The following is a 20052-nucleotide window of genomic DNA, read 5'->3' on the forward strand; positions in this document are numbered from 1 at the left end:
TAGATAACTCCATTGTGCATCATGCAAAATTTGAAAAGGCACGGAAACCTAACTTATACTGGAGAGCAATTCAGCTAAAACAACATTCCCTAGTCTTTTAGTTCGATTTCCTTATACGTTCATTTTTTATCATTTCTTAACGCTGGACTAGATAGCGACAGGTGCTTTTGTTCGATGATCGAACATTTTTACTTATTATCGAACAAAACCTGATTTTTTCAGTCAGATTTCACGCTATAGTAAAAATATAAACACAATACATATCAGGAAAGTATCTAAATGGATGAGGAATTGCATAAAACTGAAAGATGGCTTGAAAATAAAGATAATAAAAAAATCATTCGACATGAAGATTTTGTGGCCGGCATCAGTAAAGGTATGGCAATTCTGGATTGTTTTGGTGCTGACCGTCATCGTTTAAATATTTCAATGGCTGCTGAACGGACTGGGATGACCCGCGCGGCAGCACGGCGTCACTTACTCACTCTTGAATATTTGGGCTATTTAGAGTCGGATGGTCATTATTTTTATTTAACGCCTAAAATTTTAAAATTCTCAGGTGCTTATCTTGGCGGTGCACAACTTCCTAAAATATCTCAGCCTCTATTGAATCTACTCACCAATCAAACGTCTTTAATCTTTTCCGTGATGGTACTGGATGGATATGAAGCCATTACTATTGCACGTAGCGCTGCGCATCAACAAACAGATCGTGTTAACCCCTATGGTTTACACTTAGGAAATCGTTTACCTGCACATGCAACATCCGCAGGGAAAATTTTATTGGCCCATCTGGAACCAAATGAGCAACGTGAATGGCTGGAAAAATATCCACTACAACGTTTAACCAAATATACCCATACCGACAATGCAACATTTTTAAACTTGCTACATGAAATCAAAGAACAAGACTGGTGCTATTCTTGTGAAGAACATGAGTTAGGTGTCCATGCGCTTGCCGTACCGATTTATCAACAAAGATCTAAAGTGATTGCTGCTTTAAATATTGTGTCCCCGACTACTCGTACCACTAAGGAATATCTGATTCAGCACATTTTGCCATTACTACAAGAGACGGCACGTGAGTTGCGCAATATTTTATAAAAAGCCTAGATAAACAATCTAAATCTACATACTTAATCTAGTGCTTTAATCACAGAGTATGTGTTAATTTTTTTTAGGACTTAGCAAAATAAAAAACCGCGATAACAGAGCGGTTTTTTATTTTATCAGCTTTAGTCAAATACCACTTTTTTATGGGTGAATCGACTATAGAAAAATACAAGCAACCCCAATAAATATAGGCAACCCGACAACAATAATAATGATACGCCTGCCGCATAAAGTAACCATGCTGCATAGATGACTGCGACTGCGGCAATCCAAATATGCTTACTACGTTTATGTTTCACAGATTCTTTTAAATAGAATGCAGAAACCAAAAAGTATGGCAATAAAATCATTACTGATGAAATCAGCAATAACTGCGTATAGTTTTTATCAAAGAAGCAGACTGCAATCAGCGAAATTTGCACCACAATAGACGTTAGCCAAAGTGAAGCAATCGGCACACCATTCTGATTGGTTTTTAAAAATATAGAAGGAAAAGCTTTATTTTTTGCAGCTAAAAATGGAATTTCCGTTGCAAATAAAGTCCAACTCAAATAAGAAGAACTAACCGAAATAATCAAACCTAGCGTAATAATAATCGTACCAGGCAGCCCAATCAGTTGCTCCAATATGGTTGCCATAGAAGGGTTATGCATATTGGCAATTTCAGCTCGCCCAGTTACACCATAAGCCAGTACAGTCACCATGACATAGAAACTCAATGCCAACAGCACACCCAAAACGGTTGCACGGCCAATATCTTGTCTGTTCTTGGCGCGAGATGATAAAACTACAGCGCCCTCAATACCCGTAAATACCCATAAGGTAATGAGCATCAAATTACGCACCTGTTCCCAAACAGGCAACTGTAAAGAAAAGTCGATAAAGTTAAGTTTGAACAGATCCAGTTTGAACGCAATAAAACTACAGGCAATAAAAATAACCAAAGGAACAATCTTGGCAATCGTCGCAATAAGATTCACCAAAGCTGCTTCTTTAATGCCCTGACTGACCAGCCAATGCACAATCCAGACAAAGATAGATGAACCAATCAATGCATACAGGGTATTGCCTTCACCAAAATACACATGCTCTGGGCTATCAGTAAATAAACCCACACCAGAAAAGGCAATTACCACATATCCAACAATGCCGATGGTGGTACAAAGCCAATAGCCCCATGCAGAACAAAAGCCAATTAATTCACCAAAACCTTCTCGAGCATAATTATAAATACCACCATCTAAGTCAGGTCTTTGCCGTGTTAAAAAAAGCAGTGCAAAAGCAAGAAACAGAATTCCTACGCCTGTTATAAGCCAAGCCATGAGTAAGGCTTGGCCATTTGCGACTGCAGCCATGTTTTGTGGCAAACTAAATACCCCTGAACCCACCATAGAACTAAACACTAAGGCAGTTAAGGAAAGTAAGCCAATTTTAGCTGTAGACATAAGAAAATCTTACTGTTTAAAAAATTGAGAAAGTTCTGCAATATGCTCGGGACCAATACCACAACAGCCCCCAATTAAAGTTGCTCCCGCAGCTTGCCATTGCTGTGCAAAGCTTAAATATAATTCAGGATTTAAATCGGCACGGATTTCATCTAAACCATCGTTAGCGGTTGCTTCACTTTTCTGTGGCGGAAATGCGTTGGCATAAGCCCCAATTTGTACTGTTTCTGGTAGTAATTTTTTAATTTGGATAATGGCTTGCAATACCACTTCTGGTTGGCAGCAGTTAAACAATATTGCGTTGGCACCAAGACGTTGTATCAACTCAGCCACTTGTTCAAGGCTTTCCCCAGAACGCAATAAGGGTTGTTCTAACTGAATTTCATCTTGTAAGGTAAATGACACCCAAAAATCTCGCCCATCTTTAGGTAATAATGCATGTACGGTTTCGACTTCTTTGAGGCAAGATTGTGTCTCTGCCAACCAAAAATCGACATGCGGTGACAAAGTTTCAATAATTGGTGTTGCAAGGGTTTTAGCTTCTGCTTCTTTAAATAAATCCGCACGGTAAGAACCAAATAACGGAGGCAAACAACCCGCAATGCGAACGTCTTTTCCACTCTCTTCAACTGCTTTTTTCGCCTGAGTTACAGCAACATTCACCAAACTTGTTACTTCATTTTCAAAGCGCTGCTCGCCAATATGAAATGGAACCACTGCATAATTATTGGTGGTAATAACTTCTGCACCCGCTTCAATAAAATCTAAATGCACTTGTTTTACAATGTCTGGGGCTTCTGTTAAAGCCAATGCAGACCATTCAGGTTGTCTAAAAGGTGCACCTCTACGCGCAAGTTCACGACCAAAACCGCCATCTAAGATTTTCATAAAGTTAAGTTATATTAAATAAAAAAGCTGATTATAGAGAAACTCTTAAAAGATTTAATGCTTGAATCCTCCAAACAATATCTTTATTTCAGCTAATGAAAATTCATTTTTCTAATAACTCATGCTGATATAGCGTAATTTGAACAATAGTGTTGAATTTCGGAAAAGCGTTTTTTCCATATGCTCCGTTATTACGCACTCTTCTCTCAGCCAGAGGGATATCAAATAATAGAGGACTGCATAAGGTATGATCTTTGATTAACCCTATACAAATTGTCATCAGCATATTCAACAAATAGATAACGCACTATCCCATTAAAAATTTTATTGATTCAATATGCTGAAAATACAGCTCAACGCAGAGCTATCTTGTTTTTTGATTGAATCATGTCTCCTGCAATTAATCTCTAATTGGCATTTATTTTGCTTATCAGTAATACGGTTTTAAAAATTCGTAATACTAGGCGGACTAGCGATATGGGATATGTTGCAACTGAACTTAACCAAAAAAATAAGCTGATTCTGGGCTTTTGCTCATTTCTCATTCCAATTTTGATTTGGTGTGCAGTCAGTTATCTGCCATTTATTTGGCATCCTCAAGTCCAAATTACCGACTCTGGCAGCGTGCCTTATTTGCAAGTCGACAGTCGGATTGATAAAGCATTGTTCTATAATGAAGCACAAAATGCAGTCAATCACGGCGATGCGCCACCTCAAGGCAAATTGGTCAACCCGATTTATTTACCCGCCCCCGATGAAGTTGCAACTGCACTGATTACTGCATTTACGACACCTCCTGTACAACCCGATGCTCCATGGTTTCATCAAAGCCTATGGCATAGTATTAAACTGGTGTTTACCGCGTTTTTCTTATCTTCCCTAATTGGTATTCCCTTAGGGATTTTATGTGGCTTCTCCCTCAAAATTTCAAAACTGACTGAACCTTTTGTTGAGTTCTTCCGTTATTTACCTGCCCCTGCATTCGGTGCACTTGCGGTTGCCATCTTGGGGATTAATGATGCGCCGAAAGTCGCGATTATTGTGATAGGAACGCTGTTTCAACAAATTTTAATTATTGCCAACACCACACGGATGGTCGACCGTGGACTGATAGAAGCAGGTTATACCCTTGGCACCAACAAAATAAAAAGTCTGTTTCATGTGGTGATTCCCGCTGCCCTGCCAGATATTTATCGCGATTTACGCGTGCTACTTGGCTGGGCATGGACCTATTTAATTGTGTCTGAATTGATTGGTACGACCTCGGGCATCACATGGTTTATTACTCAACAAGCGCGCTATCAAAACTTTGACAATGTCTATGCTGCTATTTTGATTATTGGGGTCATTGGACTGGTCTGTGATGTCATTTTAATGAAATTAGGCGAACGACTGTTCACATGGAAAGCAGGAGCAAAATAATGAATACAACGACGAATGATGATGCAAAACAGTATTTTGAACAAATCTATCAACGCCCTGTAATTCTTGAAGCAAAAAAACTCACGCAAGTGTTTCAACATGGTAAGACCCAACGCACTGTCTTGAATCAACTGGATTTAAAAATTCATAAGCGTGAATTTATTTGTGTGATTGGTCCCTCGGGTTGTGGCAAATCTACTTTTAGCCGTGTCGTCGCGGGACTCGATCCGTATCACAGTGGAGAACTACTGGTCGATGGTCAACCGATTACAGGCCCTAGCCCAGAACGTGGCATGGTGTTTCAAGGTTACACCCTATTTCCGTGGAAAACTGTCAAAGAAAATGTCATGTTCGGTCCGCTCATGAAAGGTGCAAGCCATGCCTCCGCAGAAGCACATGCCCGCGAATGGATCAACATTATTGGCTTAGAAAAATATGAAAACCAATACCCGCATCAACTTTCGGGTGGTATGAAACAACGCGTTGCTATTGCTCGTGCCTTAGTCAATCAACCGAAAATTTTACTGATGGATGAACCTTTTGGGGCACTCGATCCGCATACACGCCAGAAAATGCAAAAGCATCTTATGGATTTATGGCAGAACATCGACATCACCATTATTTTTGTCACACATGACATGGATGAAGCCATTTTACTGGCAGATCGAATTGTGGCTCTAAAGGCCAATCCAGGCGAAATTAAAGAAATTATTGAAGTGGATTTACCACGACCACGCAATGCGGAACTGATGCTTACACCCGAATTTAAACGCTTACGCGAACATGTCGATGCCTTGGTTCATGCGCAAGAAGAAGAACTAGATCCTGCTTTAGAGGAGCTGCCAAAAATTCCACGTATGACACAAGTCAGTACACACAAATAAGACACTTATAAATAATCATAACCTTTGGGACGACCCAAAGTGTTGAACAATACGTTGGACGACCAACTTTTGGTGATGATCATGCAATCGGATTATATATTACCACTGGTAGAAATCTCAAAACTTAACAGCCCACTTTTAGAAGATCGACTATCAGTCGCACAGGCTCTCGATCAAGCCTGTAAAGAAGTTGGATTTTTATATTTAAAAGGCGAGCAATTCCAACCCGAACTTTTTGAAAATTTGTGTCGGATCAGTACGCAATATTTTGCTCGTGATGAGCAAAGTAAAATGCAGCAATACATTGGTTTTTCAGAAAATCATAGCGGTTATGTTCCTATTGGCGAAGAACAATTTGTCAAAAACGTCTATGACCTGAAAGAATCCTATGATGTGAATTATGACTATTTAGGCACAGAACAACGACGTCCTTTGGTGGGGCCGACCCAGTGGCCAGAAGATGCAGAATTTAAACAGCATGTATCGCAGTATTATCAACATCTAAAAGATATTGGTCAGAAATTGTTCCAATGTTTTGCTTTAGCCCTAGGTTTAAAGGAAACCTATTTTGATGCACATATTGCCCATGCACCAAGTCAACTGCGACTGATTCACTATCCGTTCAATCCTCAGGCACAAGACCAAGAAGGTATGGGAGCACATACCGATTATGAATGTTTTACCTTACTCCTTCCGACAGCTCCCGGTCTACAAGTTCTGAATAAACAAGGGGAATGGATCGATATTCCCTTACTCGAAAACACACTGGTCATGAACATTGGTGACATGATGGAAATTCTGTCCAATGGGCGTTATTTGGCTACCAAACATCGAGTCAAAAAAGTTCAACAAGAGCGCTACTCGTTCCCGCTGTTTTTCTCTTGCGATTATGACTATGTGATTCAGCCTGTGATTGAAACAGATCAACCCAAATATGCCCCTTTAAGTGGCGGAGAACACCTGTTTAACCAAACGGCTCAAACCTTTCATTATTTAAAAGAAAAAGTCGCTTCTGGCGAAATTGTGCTGAACAATGCCCGCCCTTTGTATTCCTTTGGTCTAAATGAACACAAGGAAAAGCTATGAATTTAATCGATTTATGTGCAGATTTATCAACTAAACTTTTGCCGACAGATATAAGCACTGTAGAGCTGCCTTTAGAATTGCTCGGTGCGTTTAGACGCAAAAGCATTAGTTTTTATAATGGTCAAACGGATGAGAAAACCATCGTCTATTGGTTTCAATCCAAATCTTTTACCATTGATTTAAGACTGAAAGATATTGAGCTTACCCCAGTATTACAACGTCAGGGCTGGCTTGGACAAACCCTGTGGAATAAACAACAGCAAGTCTTATCTTGGCAAGTCGATTCAAATTCCAATTACCAAAATCACATTCAATGGCCAGAACCCGCAACCTTACATTGCATCGGCAACTGTATTTTGGAATTCTCTCCTAGCAATGCCTATGTGGAGGATTGGCGTCAACAAGCCAATCAAGGTTTATACCTTGGTTTACGTTTAGAAAAAGCCATTCATCTTGAATCGAATACTCCAGTTCAACTGGATGCAGGCTTGATTATTTGTGGTGACTTGGTGGCTTATGCACAGTCTCGATTGCCGCAAAACCAGCAAGCCATTCAACCTTTCGGCAATTTGATTGAAGCACATCAAGCAGGTATTCATTTAGAGCAAATCAATCAATTTGAAGTTTCAGTGGGTTCGTTATCTTCGAGCGTACAATTCAGTACCCAAAATTATCGCTTGCAGCAGCCCTTTTCACTCGAAGACTTCGAATATATTGGTGAAAATCAGCTTAAGCAAGTCAAAGAAATTGAAGGTGAAACCTATACCTTATATTTCAAGGTCGACATCTATCTACCCCATTATCAATTCCAAACACAAACCTCTACAACAGCAGCCAGTCAAACTTGGCTCACACAAGAAGCTGAGCATCTGTTACATCATGCTCAAGCAACATATTAAGTAGGTGATATTTTGATTGCATTTATCTACTTAAGCATTGCAATTATTGCTGAAGTGATTGCTACTTCAGCATTAAAAGCTTCACAAGGGTTTAGTGTGTTTATCCCTTCTTGTATTACCGTATTGGGCTATACGATTGCTTTATATTTTCTGTCTTTAACTTTAAAAACCATTCCTATGGGCATAGCTTATGCCATTTGGTCGGGTGCGGGCATTATTTTAATTTCATTGGTGGGATGGTTTGGCTTTAAGCAACAATTGGACGTACCTGCACTGATTGGTTTGGCTTTAATGATTTCTGGAATTTTAGTGATTAATATCTTTTCACAAAGCACCCATCTTTAATATAAAAATAGCCTGACCGAAACATCGCCGTGCTGTACCACCCAACACAAAAGCCCAGAACATTTCTGGGCTTTTCCTCGTATAGATGACTTATTTCAACCCTTCAATCAATGCGGGATAAATTAAACCATTGACATCCATTTCAGTTTTGTAGATGCCATTACTGACATTAAATTTATTCACATGATACGTCGAACCATAAATGGAATCGAAGCCCGAACCTTTGGTAAACACTTTCTTGTTTGCAGCTAAATCCAGTAAATGTGTTCCACCGATAAATTGTTCATATTGCTGCGGATCCACCCCAACACGGTTCGACATAATCTTGACTGCATCAGCATGGGTTGCAGGGTCATTAATATATTTAACGGTTTTATCCCAAACCTGAATTAATTTAGACCACTGTTCTTTGTTGGCGGCCAAATGGCTCATATTTACAGTTAAAGTATCGTAAATCAGACCCGGTTTATCTTTTGAGGTATAAATAATTTTAGACCCAGCAACTGATTTTAATGCCTGATTGGCAACAGGTTGCCATACTGCAATCGCATCTACACCATTACTTGCAAAAACTTGCGGCAATTCGTTGGTCATTGAGTTGACCAGCTTCACGTCCGACAATGAAATTTTGGCATCATCCAAAGCTGTTGATAATAATAGATGATCCACTAGCCCTTTTTCAGTGGCGATAGATTTCCCTTTTAAATCTGCAATGCTGTTTATGCCCTCTTTGGCAATAATCACATCATTTCCTGCGGAATAATCGGTTGCCATAATCATGATGCCTTTGGTTCCGCCCGATGCTGTAACCAAATTATCACCATTGGTCACCAAAACCGCATCTAACCGGTTCGCTGCAAATGCTGAAAGCGATGCTGAATAATCAAACCATTTAAATTCGACATTTAAACCCGCTTCTTTTAACCAACCCTTTTCAATGGCTACTTGCCAAGCCACAAAACCCGGCCAGTCACTATAACCAATGGTGATTGCCTGTGTTGCTGCTGTTTCAGTCTTCTTTTCCGCTTCTAGTACTTTGGCGGTATTGTCACAACCTGAGAGTAAAATACCCGCAACTACTGACATTGATAACACTGCTTTTTTCATCATTTTCAGGTTCCCCTAAGATTATTCAACATTTTGTGGAATCGGTGGCATCACCGCATCCATCAGTTCAAGGTGTCCGTTAATGACCCCTTTCAAGGCAATAAATTGCTGGCTCATTAACTTTAATTCTGCGCTTTTGCCCTGCATAAGCATGACTTCCATAATTTTTTGCTCATCCAGTTGGATATGCAGTGAGCTAATCACTTGTTCTAAATATTGTTGTTGCAAATCCATCAACTGAACTCGCAATGGCATAGAACTGGCGTCATACAGCAAAGTCAATGTGCCGACCATGACCGAATTTTGCCGTTCTTCTTCTGCAATTAAGTGCTTGTGAATCATGTCTACAATGGCTTGCGAGCGGCTTTCATAGCATTGATCAACAATTTTCTGATCCAGTGCACTTAAAGTACTCTCAGGTACAGTGACACTGATTCGGGCAAGTTTAGGTTTAGCCACAATTTACTTCCGCAATGTTTCAGGATGATGAGGATCTTGCTTGACATAAAAACCCGCGCGAACGCTAATTAGCTCCAGTAAAAACTGTTTAAAGAGCTGTGATGTCGACTTATCTTTATTCTGTGGCTTTTGCATCTGTGGCTCCTCTTTGGTATTACCAAATTCGAATTTTGTATTACTCGATTAAATGCAGAAAGCGTGCCAATCCATTCCATCAAAATAGAGACGAAAACAAGAAAATTGCTTGAAATTTGGGCAAAATAAATCAAATCGCGCTGTTATGGAGCTTTAAATTAAAGAACAGTTTTTCAGGGAAAAATCATGAGAGAAATTCGGCTGAATCTTTAAATGCAAAAGCCAGCGCGATCACGCACTGGCTGTTTAGATTTGATAATTTTGAGATAAGATCTAAGCCACAGGTGCCAATGTAAACAGTACTTGCCCTGTTTTCACGGTTTGCCCTTTTTCAATGGTAATGGCTTCAACTTTCATTCGTTCAGGTGCCAAAATTGGAATCTCAATTTTCATGGCTTCAATTACTGCCAGAGTCGCCCCTTCTTCAACCACATCACCCATCTGACATTCAATTTTCCAAATCGAACCGGGCATGTGCGACTCCACTGCACAGCCACCATCTGGAATTAACACGGCTTCACCCTCATCCACCGTATCTAAGCTTTCAGATACATATTCCGCCAAACCTGCTTCATGCCAACGACGGCGCTCGGCTTCAAAATTACTTTGCTGTATTTGCTTAAATGCCTGAATGGTTTCAGTATTGTCCTGCAAGAATTGGTTGTACTCTTTCAGGTTTAACACGCCTTCTTCAACGCGAAGGTTTAAACGTCCTGCTTTAAAATCTTCACGCATCTGCATCAATTCAGTTTCAGACACTTCATAGAATTTAATCTGGTCGAAAAAGCGCAGTAACCACGGCTTACCCTCTTCAAAATTGGCATTTTTACGGTAGCGACTCCACATTTGCGTGGTCCGTCCCACAAACTGATAACCGCCCGGTCCTTCCATGCCGTACACGCACATATAGGCACCACCAATACCAACTGCATTTTCAGGTGTCCATGTCCGCGCAGGGTTATATTTGGTGGTGACTAAACGTTGTCGTGGGTCTAAAGGTGTTGCCACTGGTGCACCCAAATAGACATCTCCCAGTCCCATCACCAAATAACTGGCGTTATAGACCACATCTTTCACCGCCTGTTTAGAATCTAAACCATTAATACGTCGAATAAATTCAATGTTATCTGGACACCATGGAGCATCGGCACGCACGATTTGGCTATAACGTTCCGTCGCCAATTGGGTTTGCGAATCTTCCCAAGCCAAAGGCAAATATACAGTTCGTGATGGAACCTGCATTTCTGCAATATTCGGGATTTGTTCTTCTGCCACTTCAAGCAAACGTAATAAGTCGGTTTGATCCAGCACCAAACAATCATAATGGATTTGTAGCGAGCGAATGCCCGGAGTTAAATCAATAATGCCCTTGATGTTTTGCTCTTTCATCCATTGCATTAAGGCATGAATGCGGAAGCGCAGATTCAAATCTAGCACCAACTCACCATATTCCACCAACAGGTAATGATTCCCCGCAGGACGATAGACCACATCTGGACGTATACCATCGCCTTTAAAGGTATCTAAAATTACATGGTTTAAAGTAATTTCCTCTGCTTGAATGACTTGCTCGTAATGAATACTTTCAAGTGATGCAGCATCCAGCATGGCTTGATAGTCTTGATTGAGCTGCTTGGCTTGGTGATAACTGACAGGTACAAATTTAACTTTATCCCCCGCTTTGAGTTGTCCTAACTTCCACAATTCAGAATGAATCACCACCGCAGGACAGACAAAACCACCTAGACTCGGACCATCTGGGCCTAAAATAATTGGCATATCGCCAGTAAAGTCGATCGCACCAATAGCATAGGCGTTATCGTGAATATTTGATGGGTGTAAGCCCGCCTCACCACCATCTTCCCGTGCCCATTCAGGTTTTGGTCCAATCAGACGAATACCTGTTCGACTTGAGTTAAAATGGATTTCAAACTCATGTTCAAAGAAAGTTTCAATATCCTGATTGGTAAAAAAGTCAGGTGCACCATGCGGACCATACATCACCGCAATTTCCCAATTCGAATTAAATGCAGGAATTTGCGACTGATTTAAAGCATTCGCAGGCTGATCGCTAAAAGATGTGATCGGCAACATATCCCCGACCAATAAGTTACGCCCTGCATGACCACCAAATTGCCCTAAGGTAAATGTGGCTTGCGAGCCTAAATATTCAGGGACTTTAAAGCCGCCTTTGACCCCAATATAACTGCGGCAGCCTGTGCTAATTTTGCTACATTTTAGGATTTGCCCTTTCTTTACATTCACGGTTTGCCACATTGGAATACTTACGCCATCCAGCGTACTTGGCATCTCGCCGCCCGTAAGCACAATTTGACTGTCGCAATGGAATTTCAGACTAGGACCTTGTAGGGTACATTCCAAACCCGCAGTATTCTTTTCATTGCCCAACAGTTGATTGGCAACATTCAAAGAAAAGGGATCAATCGCCCCTGATGGTGGGACTCCAACATCCCAATATCCCAAGCGTCCTGTAACGTCCTGAATCGAAGTTTGAATACCAGCTTGCAGTACCTCAATTTTTTGAGTTTTCCATGTGAAACTGTTTAAGAACCGTGTGGTTTGCGTGCCTGCTTGGAACACTTCACCTGCGACAATGTTTTGTAAATACTCAAGATTGGTTTCAATCCCCGCCACTTGGGTATTGGCTAAACTGGCTGTCATGGCTTTAATCGCGGCATCACGATCTGTAGCAGTCACAATAATTTTGGCAATCATCGGGTCATAATAAGACGATACATTTGAGCCTGTTTCGACCCAAGTTTCGACACGACAATGCGGATCAAATTCAACTTCAGTTAAAAGTCCTGCACTCGGCTGAAAGTTTTTGATCGGGTCTTCGGCATATAAACGCACTTGAATGGAATGCCCTTTAGACTGTAAAGCCGAAGTCGGTGCAACCCAGTCGCCACTGGCTAAAGTCACCATCCATTCCACCAAGTCCACAGCATAAACCTGTTCAGTCACGCCATGTTCCACTTGTAAACGAGTATTCACTTCCAAGAAATAAAATTCTTGAGTATCAGTATCCATCACAAATTCAACTGTACCCGCAGAACGGTAGTGCACTGATTGCATCAGTTGAATCGCCACCTGTTGCAGATAATCACGTTGTTCATCCGACAAATGCGGTGCAGGCGTTTCTTCAATCACTTTCTGGTTACGGCGTTGTACCGAACAATCACGCTCACCCAATGCCAAGACCCGACCTTGACCATCCCCGAAAATTTGCACTTCAATATGACGGGCATTTTGCACAAATTTTTCTAAATATAAGCCTGCATCTTTAAAGTTGGCTTGCGCCAAATAAGATACTGTTTGATAAGCATCTTTTAGTTCTTCGGTATTCCAAACCAACCGCATACCAATCCCGCCACCGCCTGCGGTACTTTTAAGCATCACGGGATAACCAATCTTTTCTGCTTCTGCCAATGCTTCCGCTTCATCAGCCAACAAGCCACTTCCCGGCAAAAGTGGCACTTGACTCTGAATCGCCAGTTCACGCGCAGTATGCTTTAAACCAAAACTGCGCATTTGGGCAGAAGTCGGACCAATAAATGCAATTCCTGCAGCTTCACATAAGTCACAAAACTCAGCATTTTCCGATAAAAAACCATAGCCGGGGTGAATCGCTTCCGCCTCTGTTTGCTGTGCAACTTGCAGGATTTTTTCAATATTTAAATAACTTTGACTGGCAGGTGCCGCACCAATACATACCGCTTCATCCGCCATGGTCACATGTAAAGAATCACGGTCGGCTTCTGAATACACAGCAACAGATTGAATCCCCAATTTTTTCAGGGTGCGGATCACGCGGCAAGCTATCGCACCACGGTTGGCAATCAGAACTTTATTAAACATGGTGCTTACTCCGCAGCTTCACGCACAATCAGTTGGATGGGCGTTGGGTTATAGGCATTACACGGATTATTTAGCTGAGGGCAATTTGAAATCAGCACAATCAAATCCATCTGCGCTTGAATTTCCACATATTTCCCTGCGGCTGAAATGCCATCATCAAACTTCAAATGACCGTCTGCGGTAACAGGCACATTCATAAAGAAATTAATATTGGGACCAATATGACGCACATTTAGACCATGCTTTAACGCCACAGGGTTTTTCGCTAAGGCATACATAAAATTATTGCGGCAACTATGCATCGGGTAAGTGTCGTGCGCATAACGCACCGTGTTGCTTTCACAAGAACATGCACCACCGAGTGTGTCATGTCGACCACAGTTATCATCGTGAATCACGGCCATCGGGCGCGCCAAGTTACTGTATAACATGGTGCCTTTTTCTAAATAAATCTGACGATTGATGGCCAAGGTATCAGTGGCGCTATAGCGTTCTTCTGGATTTTCAGCACTGATAAACAGCGTATCTACCGCCTGATTGCCTTCTAAATCGACAATGCGGAAGTACTGTCCTTTTTTCACTTCGCACATCCATGCTTCACCCGCAGGGCACACTTCACTTAACACTGTTTTTTCAAAGTTTTGTAATACTGTCATGACTGTTCTCCCGAGTTCTTAGCAAGCATCAGATAATGCGAAATAACGTGCATTGTTTTGAAATGCACGCTGGTTTTGGGCACATGAATCACGACAAATATCATGCTCATTCAAAGGATTGGCTTTAAACAGAGAAAGCTGAATGTCAGCAGGTTGATAAGTAGGATTTTGGTCTAAAGCATGGGGTGCAGCAGATAAGAACACCAAACAATCCATTTCAAAGCGCAGCTCAATCACCTGATCAGTATTGTCAGCAGTCACATAAGAAAGTTCGCCCGCATCATTCGGCGCGACTTTAGAAAATAAATTCAGGGTGGCACTTAAGTCGGTTTGTCCTAAGGAAAATTTCGCCATTTCCACCAATAAACCATCCACACCACTTTGATACATGGCATTGCGTGCAGCTTGGAAGTTTAGGTGACCGTATTGAGCTGTGATCTGTTCAGCACGACTTGCACCACATAGCACATCATTCCAGCCATGTTCATCTGTGACGATGGAAGCCATGACACGCCCAAGATCTGAATACAGTACATGACCCGAACTTAAATAGGCGGTATGTTGTCCTTTCAAACTGTCTGGCATATTAAAACGCTCTAGTTTATCGGCAGCATTAACACAGAACAGTGAAACATTGGCATGTTTAGAGCGTGCTTTAAAACGGAGAATTGCGCCTTTTTGAATACGTCCCGACCAGTGATGCCCGCCCGGCAAAACCTCAGTCCATAGTGTTTGATTATTATGATATTGCTGTAAGCCCATTGCTGTTACCTCTTCGGTGGATTCGCATGACCTCCCGGGCTTTTATCCCTCCGTGTAGTTCTTTCGAACCGCGAACTCTCGGTCTCAGACATACGCGTGCGTATCGGAACCCTAGATCACATTTTTCATAGTCATGATTAAGCAAAGGCTGTGCCAATTTAGTATTACGTTTTTTATCATTCGTAATACTATTTTTGAGCGAAGATGATGCAAAAATAAAAAAAGGTGCTTTTTTGCACCAGAATTAAAACAATTCACCTTAAAGGCTGTAATAGAATGATTTCTATTAACTCATTTCACAAATATATTGCACGCCATCACGTCCTTGGCGTTTTACTTCATATAAAGCCTGATCTGCCATCTTCAGCCAGTCCGTTGTAGAACCTGCTGCGGCTGCCGAAGAAATTCCAATACTGATACTCATGCGAAAGTTCGGATTACTCGGTAAACGAAAATGTCGCACTTTATCCAAAATGGTTTGAGACAATTGCATAATTTCCTGTGAACTGCTGTCCATCACAATCACTGCTAACTCATCACCACCAAATCTGGCAGGTATATCTTTGCTTTGAATCGATTCTCTTAAAATATTCGACAGTTCAATCAGGACATAATCTCCCATTTCATGCCCATAGGTATCATTAATGTCCTTAAAATGATCTACATCGATTAACATTAAATGAGCCGTACTATTTCCACGTTGTGTTTGTACAAAAGTGCTGGCTAAACGCTGCTCAAACAAACGGCGGTTAGGAATATGCAAACGCGGATCCATTAAGGCAATCCGTTCAAACTGCCGATTTTTTTGGCTCAGATTGGTAGAAAGCTTCCGAGATAAAATACTCAAGGCAATTAAATACAAAGTCGCCAATGGAATGGTGAGCCATACCGTATGCGGACTAAATGTGAGGGTTAGAGGCATACCAACCAATAACCAAATGCCAATTAAGGAGACGGTAAATCCTAAAATTGAAGGGGCTAAAAGTTTCCATCCTCCTGCAGCATAACGGTCTGCAATAAATACAGCCAAAATAATAAAAGATGGCATGGGGCTTAAACCCATCACGCCAATCCAAGCCCCACCAAACATGGTATCTACAATCAAGCTTGTTTGTTCAGTTTTCACAGGATCGCCAGATCGTTGACTAATTAAATAAGCAAAACTTGGCCAAACAAAAGCATTCACTGCCAATAAAATGAAATAATTACTTTCATAATGCATATCCCGTAATACAGAAAAAATGGGGATAAAACACAAAATCGTTCCAAGCTGTCGCATAACGAAAATTCTTTTAAGGAATTTTTTCGTTCGCATTTGTAATAATTCTTCATCAGGAACGATATAAGACATATTTAACCTAATGCTAAATGAGAATGGTTTCTTCTAATGTAGCAAATTTTATTCCCTTATTTATCCATATCATTTAAAAAAGTTGATATTTATCGCTTTTTGAGACAACAATTCTTTTTAATTTTCAAAACCAAGCACTGATATTTAACGTTCAGCTTAAAAGGCTTTTATCAAACACCAAACGCACAAATGTAAATCATTACACTTGTGCGTAGCTCATTAAGATCGAGATATAAAATATTATTTTTTCGCTTGCTGAGCTTTAAAACGTGATAATGCAGTGACGGCAATTGCGGAAAGAATAATGCCTGGAGCACTTGCCACCAAAATACCCGATGTACCTAAACCTAAGGCTAAAATTTTACCCGTCAGTAATGGACCTGTCATTGCACCTAGGCGTCCTAAAGAGATTGCGCTCCCTACACCTGTGACCTTACCCGCGCCTGAATAAAAGATTGGAGAAATTCCGTAGAGAATAGATTGACCACCTGTAGAGAAAATTCCGCCCAACACCCCAGCTATAATTAATACAGCCACCACCTTACTGGTGAACAGTAAAAATATGGCAATAAATAATCCTGAATAGATAATTACCGCCATTTGCCATAATTTCAGGCGATCTAGCAAGTAACCAAAACCCAAGGTTCCAATCACTGCGCCCACCTGAAAAACCAGCATCACCAGAAATGCTTGCTGCTTTTCTAAGCCTTGTTCCATCAACAAGTTCGGTAACCAGCTAATTAAAATATAGTTCACCATCAAAGTGAAAAAGAAACTTACCCAGAGTGGTAAAGTCTGTTTAAATTTTTGCTGCTGAAATAATACTTCAGTCATTGCAGGAACTGGTGCTGGTTCAGCATTTTCGACAAGCGTTGTTTGCTTCGGTTTATCTTTTAAAATAAATGCCATGAATGGAATGAGGACTAATGGGGTAATCCCACCAATCAAGAACAATGTCTGCCATGGAATATCTTTAAAATAAATCGCAAGCCCTGCCACAAAAATGGCGCCTACAGGCAAGCCACAATACATTAAACTGTTTAATTTGCCGCGGTTGGCTTCCGTTGCTTCATCCCCCACCACTGAAATCATGGTCGGCATCGCAGCACCTAAACCCAGCCCTGTGAAAAAGCGTGCAAGATATAAAACTTCTACATTGGGTGCGATTGCTGTAATACTAAAAAACACCCCAAAGATCGCAATAGACAGCATCAGGACTTTCTTTTGACCTAAATAATCTGCAACGCGTCCGCCAAAGAATGCGCCAAACAGCATACCAAATACACCTAGGCTAAACACATATCCCATTTGTACTTGATCTAATCCAAAGGTTGCTGCGATTCCTTTTGCTGCAATACCAGGTGCTTGTAAATCGAAACCTTCAAAAAAAGCTACCCAAAAACACAAAAATACGATGAGGAATTTCTGCGTTTTTCCCATGTTTGTTTGAGCCATAATTGATCTCCATCAATAGTTTGCAAGTTGGCTAAAACTTGTGGGGCTATTTTGAAAGGTATCACTGGCGAGAAATAGCACGACAATGGTCGGGATTCATTCACTCTCATTTTTAAATGATTCGGTTATTTAGAGCTAAACCCTTATAAAATGATAGCTAAAAGCTCTTATCAAAATATATAACCTATAAAATACAGTATGTTATACAAATGAAAGCTATTAACTATACAGTTATAGTTAATAGCAATCGTGGTGGAAATTTGCTTTTATTTTTTCCAAAAAAGCCATTTGTTGCGTTTCGGACGCTTTTGCTCAACACGAACAAGTCCATTCAATGCCTCACTATTCATTTGCTCGTACATTTTTAAATACTCAGGATTTAATTGCCCAGCGATGTGTTCTGGATAATATGCTGTTGATGGGGTCCTTAGTGACCGCTCATACCACTTTTCTGCAAGATCTAAATCTGGATTAAAATAAAGTCCATTTTCATACATATATCCAATCTTGCATTCCGCATACGAGTCTTTTTGATCGGCCGCTTTCTGAATCCAATACGCCGCTTCCTCTAAATCTTTTTCGGTATAGAAACCATTTAAATACCAATACCCCACTTGATACTGTGAGGAAGCTTCACCTTTTTGAGCATTAAGTAAAAATAATTTAAAGAATAATTGCTTGGCTTCATTCATATGCAGAAATGAATCAATCTTCCTAATCTGCTCAGAAATTTGCTCAATTGAATAATCACGCGCATTTTTGAGAACGTGTTGAGCCTGTTGCAGTGGGCTATCTTCGGTAAAGGACGCAAGCAGTTGCATCGCCTCCGCTTGCATTGTATCTATACCGTCAATGCGTGCCTCTAGTACAACATTTAAATGTTTTCGAGCCAATTCGAAGTCTTGCTCAACACCTCGTCCTTCTACATACATACGCCCCAAGCTTAAATCGGCTGCTATCACTCGCCCAGCGACTTGTTGATACAGCTCAATAGCCATATCTAAATCAAGCGGTACACCTAAACCATGCTCATATTTATCAGCTAAATTATTGATTGCAACTGAATTGCCTAAATCAGCCGATTTTTGATACCAATAGACACATTGCTCATAATCACGTTTTGTGCCAATACCATCTTGATACATCCAAGCTAAATGATAATAAGCATTAGCCAAAACAACTTTTTCAGTTTCAGGAGCCTGAGATGCAATTCGGTGATACAGATATAATGCCTGCCCAGGATGAATCACATGGTCGCTCACCACACCGTAATTCGGATAAACTGGATTGACTAAAAAACAGGTTAACCAACCAAAACGATAATAGGCAGCCAATCCCAATGTCGCTGCCCAACAACCCTGTTCGGATGATTGCTCCAAGAGCTGCAAACTTTTCTGTAAATCTTGTTCGGTGCCCTGTGCTCGCGCATAACATCCCGCCAACTGATATAGCGCAATACTATCCATTTTGGATGCGGCTTCTCGATACCAGTTAAAGCTTCCTTCCAAACTTTTTTGTAAAATTCCGCCAATAAATAATTGCTGAGCTAACTGACACATCGCAGGACTATATCCCGACTGTGCAGAGTAACGTAGTAAATCAATATAGCGTTGAAAGTCACGTGCTTGATAAGCCTGATCTGCCAAATAATATTGATAAATGCCGTGATACTGTTCTGCTTTCTTCTGAATTATTTGATGAATCAGTTCGCCATGTCCTCTTTCATGTTCAGCAAAATAATCAATACGTGCAACCAAGCCCAAACTTTTAGAAACTTGCTGTAAAGGTAAAAACCATCGTGTAATGGTATAAAGCCCCGGAACATCTGACATTTTCATAATTTCACCAGATGATTCAGGATCATTTGGTCGAACCAAAGCTCTCAACATCTGCATAGGAGACTCAGCTTCAGGAGGCATTAAATTTACCCCCACCAACTCCCCATCATTGGTTTTAGCAACATTCCATACTTTCATAATGGCTTGATCAAATTGATAAAATTCACCATTTTGATTTAACCAAATCACAACATCGCCCTCGCGAATCTCTTCACCATTTTTATATTGTAATGACATTACTTAACCTTATTTTTTTATTGTGCTTTATAGCGCGCTGATTTTACCTAAAAAAAAGCCCGCATAAAGCGGACTTTTTTAATCATTTTCA

17 protein-coding genes and 1 riboswitch are annotated in these 20052 nt (G+C 40.8%); of the genes, 6 read left to right on the forward strand and 11 right to left on the reverse strand.

Annotated features, from left to right (window positions below; translation table 11 throughout):
* The first annotated feature begins 291 nt into the window (after positions 1 to 291).
* Positions 292 to 1104 carry an IclR family transcriptional regulator PcaU gene (gene pcaU / locus F4W09_RS03190; protein WP_165493966.1) on the forward strand — a complete coding sequence of 271 codons (813 nt, stop codon included), beginning with the start codon at positions 292 to 294 and terminating at the stop codon, positions 1102 to 1104.
* Between the two features lie 131 nt (positions 1105 to 1235).
* Here the strand turns inward: pcaU and F4W09_RS03195 are convergent, their stop codons facing one another.
* Together F4W09_RS03195 and F4W09_RS03200 are read right to left on the reverse strand one after the other, a co-directional pair.
* A complete protein-coding gene (locus tag F4W09_RS03195; RefSeq protein ID WP_044739994.1) occupies positions 1236 to 2558 on the reverse strand; it encodes a basic amino acid/polyamine antiporter in 1323 nt (440 codons plus the stop codon).
* Between the two features lie 9 nt (positions 2559 to 2567).
* Complete coding sequence (locus F4W09_RS03200; protein WP_016167594.1) at positions 2568 to 3446, reverse strand: homocysteine S-methyltransferase family protein; 879 nt, start codon at positions 3444 to 3446, stop codon at positions 2568 to 2570.
* A 477-nt stretch (positions 3447 to 3923) separates the two neighbouring features.
* Here F4W09_RS03200 and F4W09_RS03205 point away from each other — a divergent pair, with 477 nt between their 5' ends.
* From F4W09_RS03205 to F4W09_RS03225, 5 genes are all read left to right on the forward strand, one after another.
* Positions 3924 to 4868 (forward strand): ABC transporter permease, encoded by a 945-nt coding sequence (locus F4W09_RS03205; RefSeq protein ID WP_151504004.1) that lies wholly within the window; start codon positions 3924 to 3926, stop codon positions 4866 to 4868.
* Positions 4868 to 5752, forward strand: coding sequence for an ABC transporter ATP-binding protein (locus F4W09_RS03210; RefSeq protein WP_151504005.1), 885 nt, complete (start codon positions 4868 to 4870; stop codon positions 5750 to 5752). The genes F4W09_RS03205 and F4W09_RS03210 overlap by 1 nt, the downstream gene beginning before the upstream one ends.
* Before the next feature lie 81 nt (positions 5753 to 5833).
* Positions 5834 to 6838, forward strand: a complete 1005-nt coding sequence (locus F4W09_RS03215) for an isopenicillin N synthase family dioxygenase (protein ID WP_151504006.1) — start codon at positions 5834 to 5836, stop codon at positions 6836 to 6838.
* Positions 6835 to 7737 carry a hypothetical protein gene (locus F4W09_RS03220; protein WP_151504007.1) on the forward strand — a complete coding sequence of 301 codons (903 nt, stop codon included), beginning with the start codon at positions 6835 to 6837 and terminating at the stop codon, positions 7735 to 7737. Before F4W09_RS03215 ends, F4W09_RS03220 begins: the two co-directional genes overlap by 4 nt.
* A 15-nt stretch (positions 7738 to 7752) precedes the next feature.
* On the forward strand, positions 7753 to 8082 hold the full coding sequence (locus F4W09_RS03225) for a DMT family transporter (RefSeq protein WP_151504307.1): 330 nt from the start codon (positions 7753 to 7755) through the stop codon (positions 8080 to 8082).
* 90 nt (positions 8083 to 8172) lie between these two features.
* Here F4W09_RS03225 and F4W09_RS03230 read toward each other — a convergent pair whose 3' ends face one another.
* From F4W09_RS03230 to F4W09_RS03265, 9 genes are all read right to left on the reverse strand, one after another.
* Positions 8173 to 9192, reverse strand: a complete 1020-nt coding sequence (locus F4W09_RS03230; protein ID WP_151504008.1) for an ABC transporter substrate-binding protein — start codon at positions 9190 to 9192, stop codon at positions 8173 to 8175.
* A gap of 18 nt (positions 9193 to 9210) precedes the next feature.
* Positions 9211 to 9648 carry a CopG family ribbon-helix-helix protein gene (locus F4W09_RS03235; protein WP_151504009.1) on the reverse strand — a complete coding sequence of 146 codons (438 nt, stop codon included), beginning with the start codon at positions 9646 to 9648 and terminating at the stop codon, positions 9211 to 9213.
* Positions 9649 to 9651: 3 nt separating this feature from the next.
* Entirely contained in the window at positions 9652 to 9783 is a 132-nt protein-coding gene (locus F4W09_RS17275; RefSeq protein WP_016167586.1) for a hypothetical protein, read from the reverse strand.
* 273 nt (positions 9784 to 10056) lie between these two features.
* Positions 10057 to 13662 (reverse strand): urea carboxylase, encoded by a 3606-nt coding sequence (gene uca, locus F4W09_RS03240; protein WP_151504010.1) that lies wholly within the window; start codon positions 13660 to 13662, stop codon positions 10057 to 10059.
* 5 nt (positions 13663 to 13667) lie between these two features.
* On the reverse strand, positions 13668 to 14318 hold the full coding sequence (locus tag F4W09_RS03245; protein ID WP_151504011.1) for an urea amidolyase associated protein UAAP2: 651 nt from the start codon (positions 14316 to 14318) through the stop codon (positions 13668 to 13670).
* A gap of 18 nt (positions 14319 to 14336) precedes the next feature.
* Positions 14337 to 15080 carry an urea amidolyase associated protein UAAP1 gene (locus tag F4W09_RS03250; protein ID WP_151504012.1) on the reverse strand — a complete coding sequence of 248 codons (744 nt, stop codon included), beginning with the start codon at positions 15078 to 15080 and terminating at the stop codon, positions 14337 to 14339.
* Between the two features lie 29 nt (positions 15081 to 15109).
* A riboswitch (guanidine-I (ykkC/yxkD leader) is annotated at positions 15110 to 15206 on the reverse strand.
* A gap of 160 nt (positions 15207 to 15366) precedes the next feature.
* Positions 15367 to 16431 (reverse strand): diguanylate cyclase, encoded by a 1065-nt coding sequence (locus F4W09_RS03255; protein WP_151504013.1) that lies wholly within the window; start codon positions 16429 to 16431, stop codon positions 15367 to 15369.
* 240 nt (positions 16432 to 16671) lie between these two features.
* On the reverse strand, positions 16672 to 17886 hold the full coding sequence (gene mhpT / locus F4W09_RS03260; protein ID WP_151504014.1) for a 3-(3-hydroxy-phenyl)propionate transporter MhpT: 1215 nt from the start codon (positions 17884 to 17886) through the stop codon (positions 16672 to 16674).
* Positions 17887 to 18152: 266 nt separating this feature from the next.
* Complete coding sequence (locus F4W09_RS03265) at positions 18153 to 19961, reverse strand: tetratricopeptide repeat protein (protein ID WP_151504015.1); 1809 nt, start codon at positions 19959 to 19961, stop codon at positions 18153 to 18155.
* Positions 19962 to 20052 lie beyond the last annotated feature (91 nt).

Origin of the sequence: Acinetobacter tandoii, assembly GCF_008867985.1 — a bacterium.
Lineage (GTDB): Bacteria > Pseudomonadota > Gammaproteobacteria > Pseudomonadales > Moraxellaceae > Acinetobacter > Acinetobacter tandoii.

Excerpts from the sequence above, each read along its gene's own strand:
- F4W09_RS03215 (WP_151504006.1), top strand. The coding sequence starts at position 5,834 with ATGCAATCGGATTATATATTACCACTGGTAGAAATCTCAAAACTTAAC.
- F4W09_RS03205 (WP_151504004.1), top strand. The coding sequence starts at position 3,924 with ATGGGATATGTTGCAACTGAACTTAACCAAAAAAATAAGCTGATTCTG.
- F4W09_RS03265 (WP_151504015.1), bottom strand. The coding sequence starts at position 19,961 with ATGTCATTACAATATAAAAATGGTGAAGAGATTCGCGAGGGCGATGTT.
- F4W09_RS03255 (WP_151504013.1), bottom strand. The coding sequence starts at position 16,431 with ATGTCTTATATCGTTCCTGATGAAGAATTATTACAAATGCGAACGAAA.
- F4W09_RS03210 (WP_151504005.1), top strand. The coding sequence starts at position 4,868 with ATGAATACAACGACGAATGATGATGCAAAACAGTATTTTGAACAAATC.
- F4W09_RS03230 (WP_151504008.1), bottom strand. The coding sequence starts at position 9,192 with ATGATGAAAAAAGCAGTGTTATCAATGTCAGTAGTTGCGGGTATTTTA.
- F4W09_RS03245 (WP_151504011.1), bottom strand. The coding sequence starts at position 14,318 with ATGACAGTATTACAAAACTTTGAAAAAACAGTGTTAAGTGAAGTGTGC.
- F4W09_RS03195 (WP_044739994.1), bottom strand. The coding sequence starts at position 2,558 with ATGTCTACAGCTAAAATTGGCTTACTTTCCTTAACTGCCTTAGTGTTT.
- F4W09_RS03250 (WP_151504012.1), bottom strand. The coding sequence starts at position 15,080 with ATGGGCTTACAGCAATATCATAATAATCAAACACTATGGACTGAGGTT.
- F4W09_RS03220 (WP_151504007.1), top strand. The coding sequence starts at position 6,835 with ATGAATTTAATCGATTTATGTGCAGATTTATCAACTAAACTTTTGCCG.
- uca (WP_151504010.1), bottom strand. The coding sequence starts at position 13,662 with ATGTTTAATAAAGTTCTGATTGCCAACCGTGGTGCGATAGCTTGCCGC.
- F4W09_RS03200 (WP_016167594.1), bottom strand. The coding sequence starts at position 3,446 with ATGAAAATCTTAGATGGCGGTTTTGGTCGTGAACTTGCGCGTAGAGGT.
- F4W09_RS17275 (WP_016167586.1), bottom strand. The coding sequence starts at position 9,783 with ATGCAAAAGCCACAGAATAAAGATAAGTCGACATCACAGCTCTTTAAA.
- mhpT (WP_151504014.1), bottom strand. The coding sequence starts at position 17,886 with ATGGCTCAAACAAACATGGGAAAAACGCAGAAATTCCTCATCGTATTT.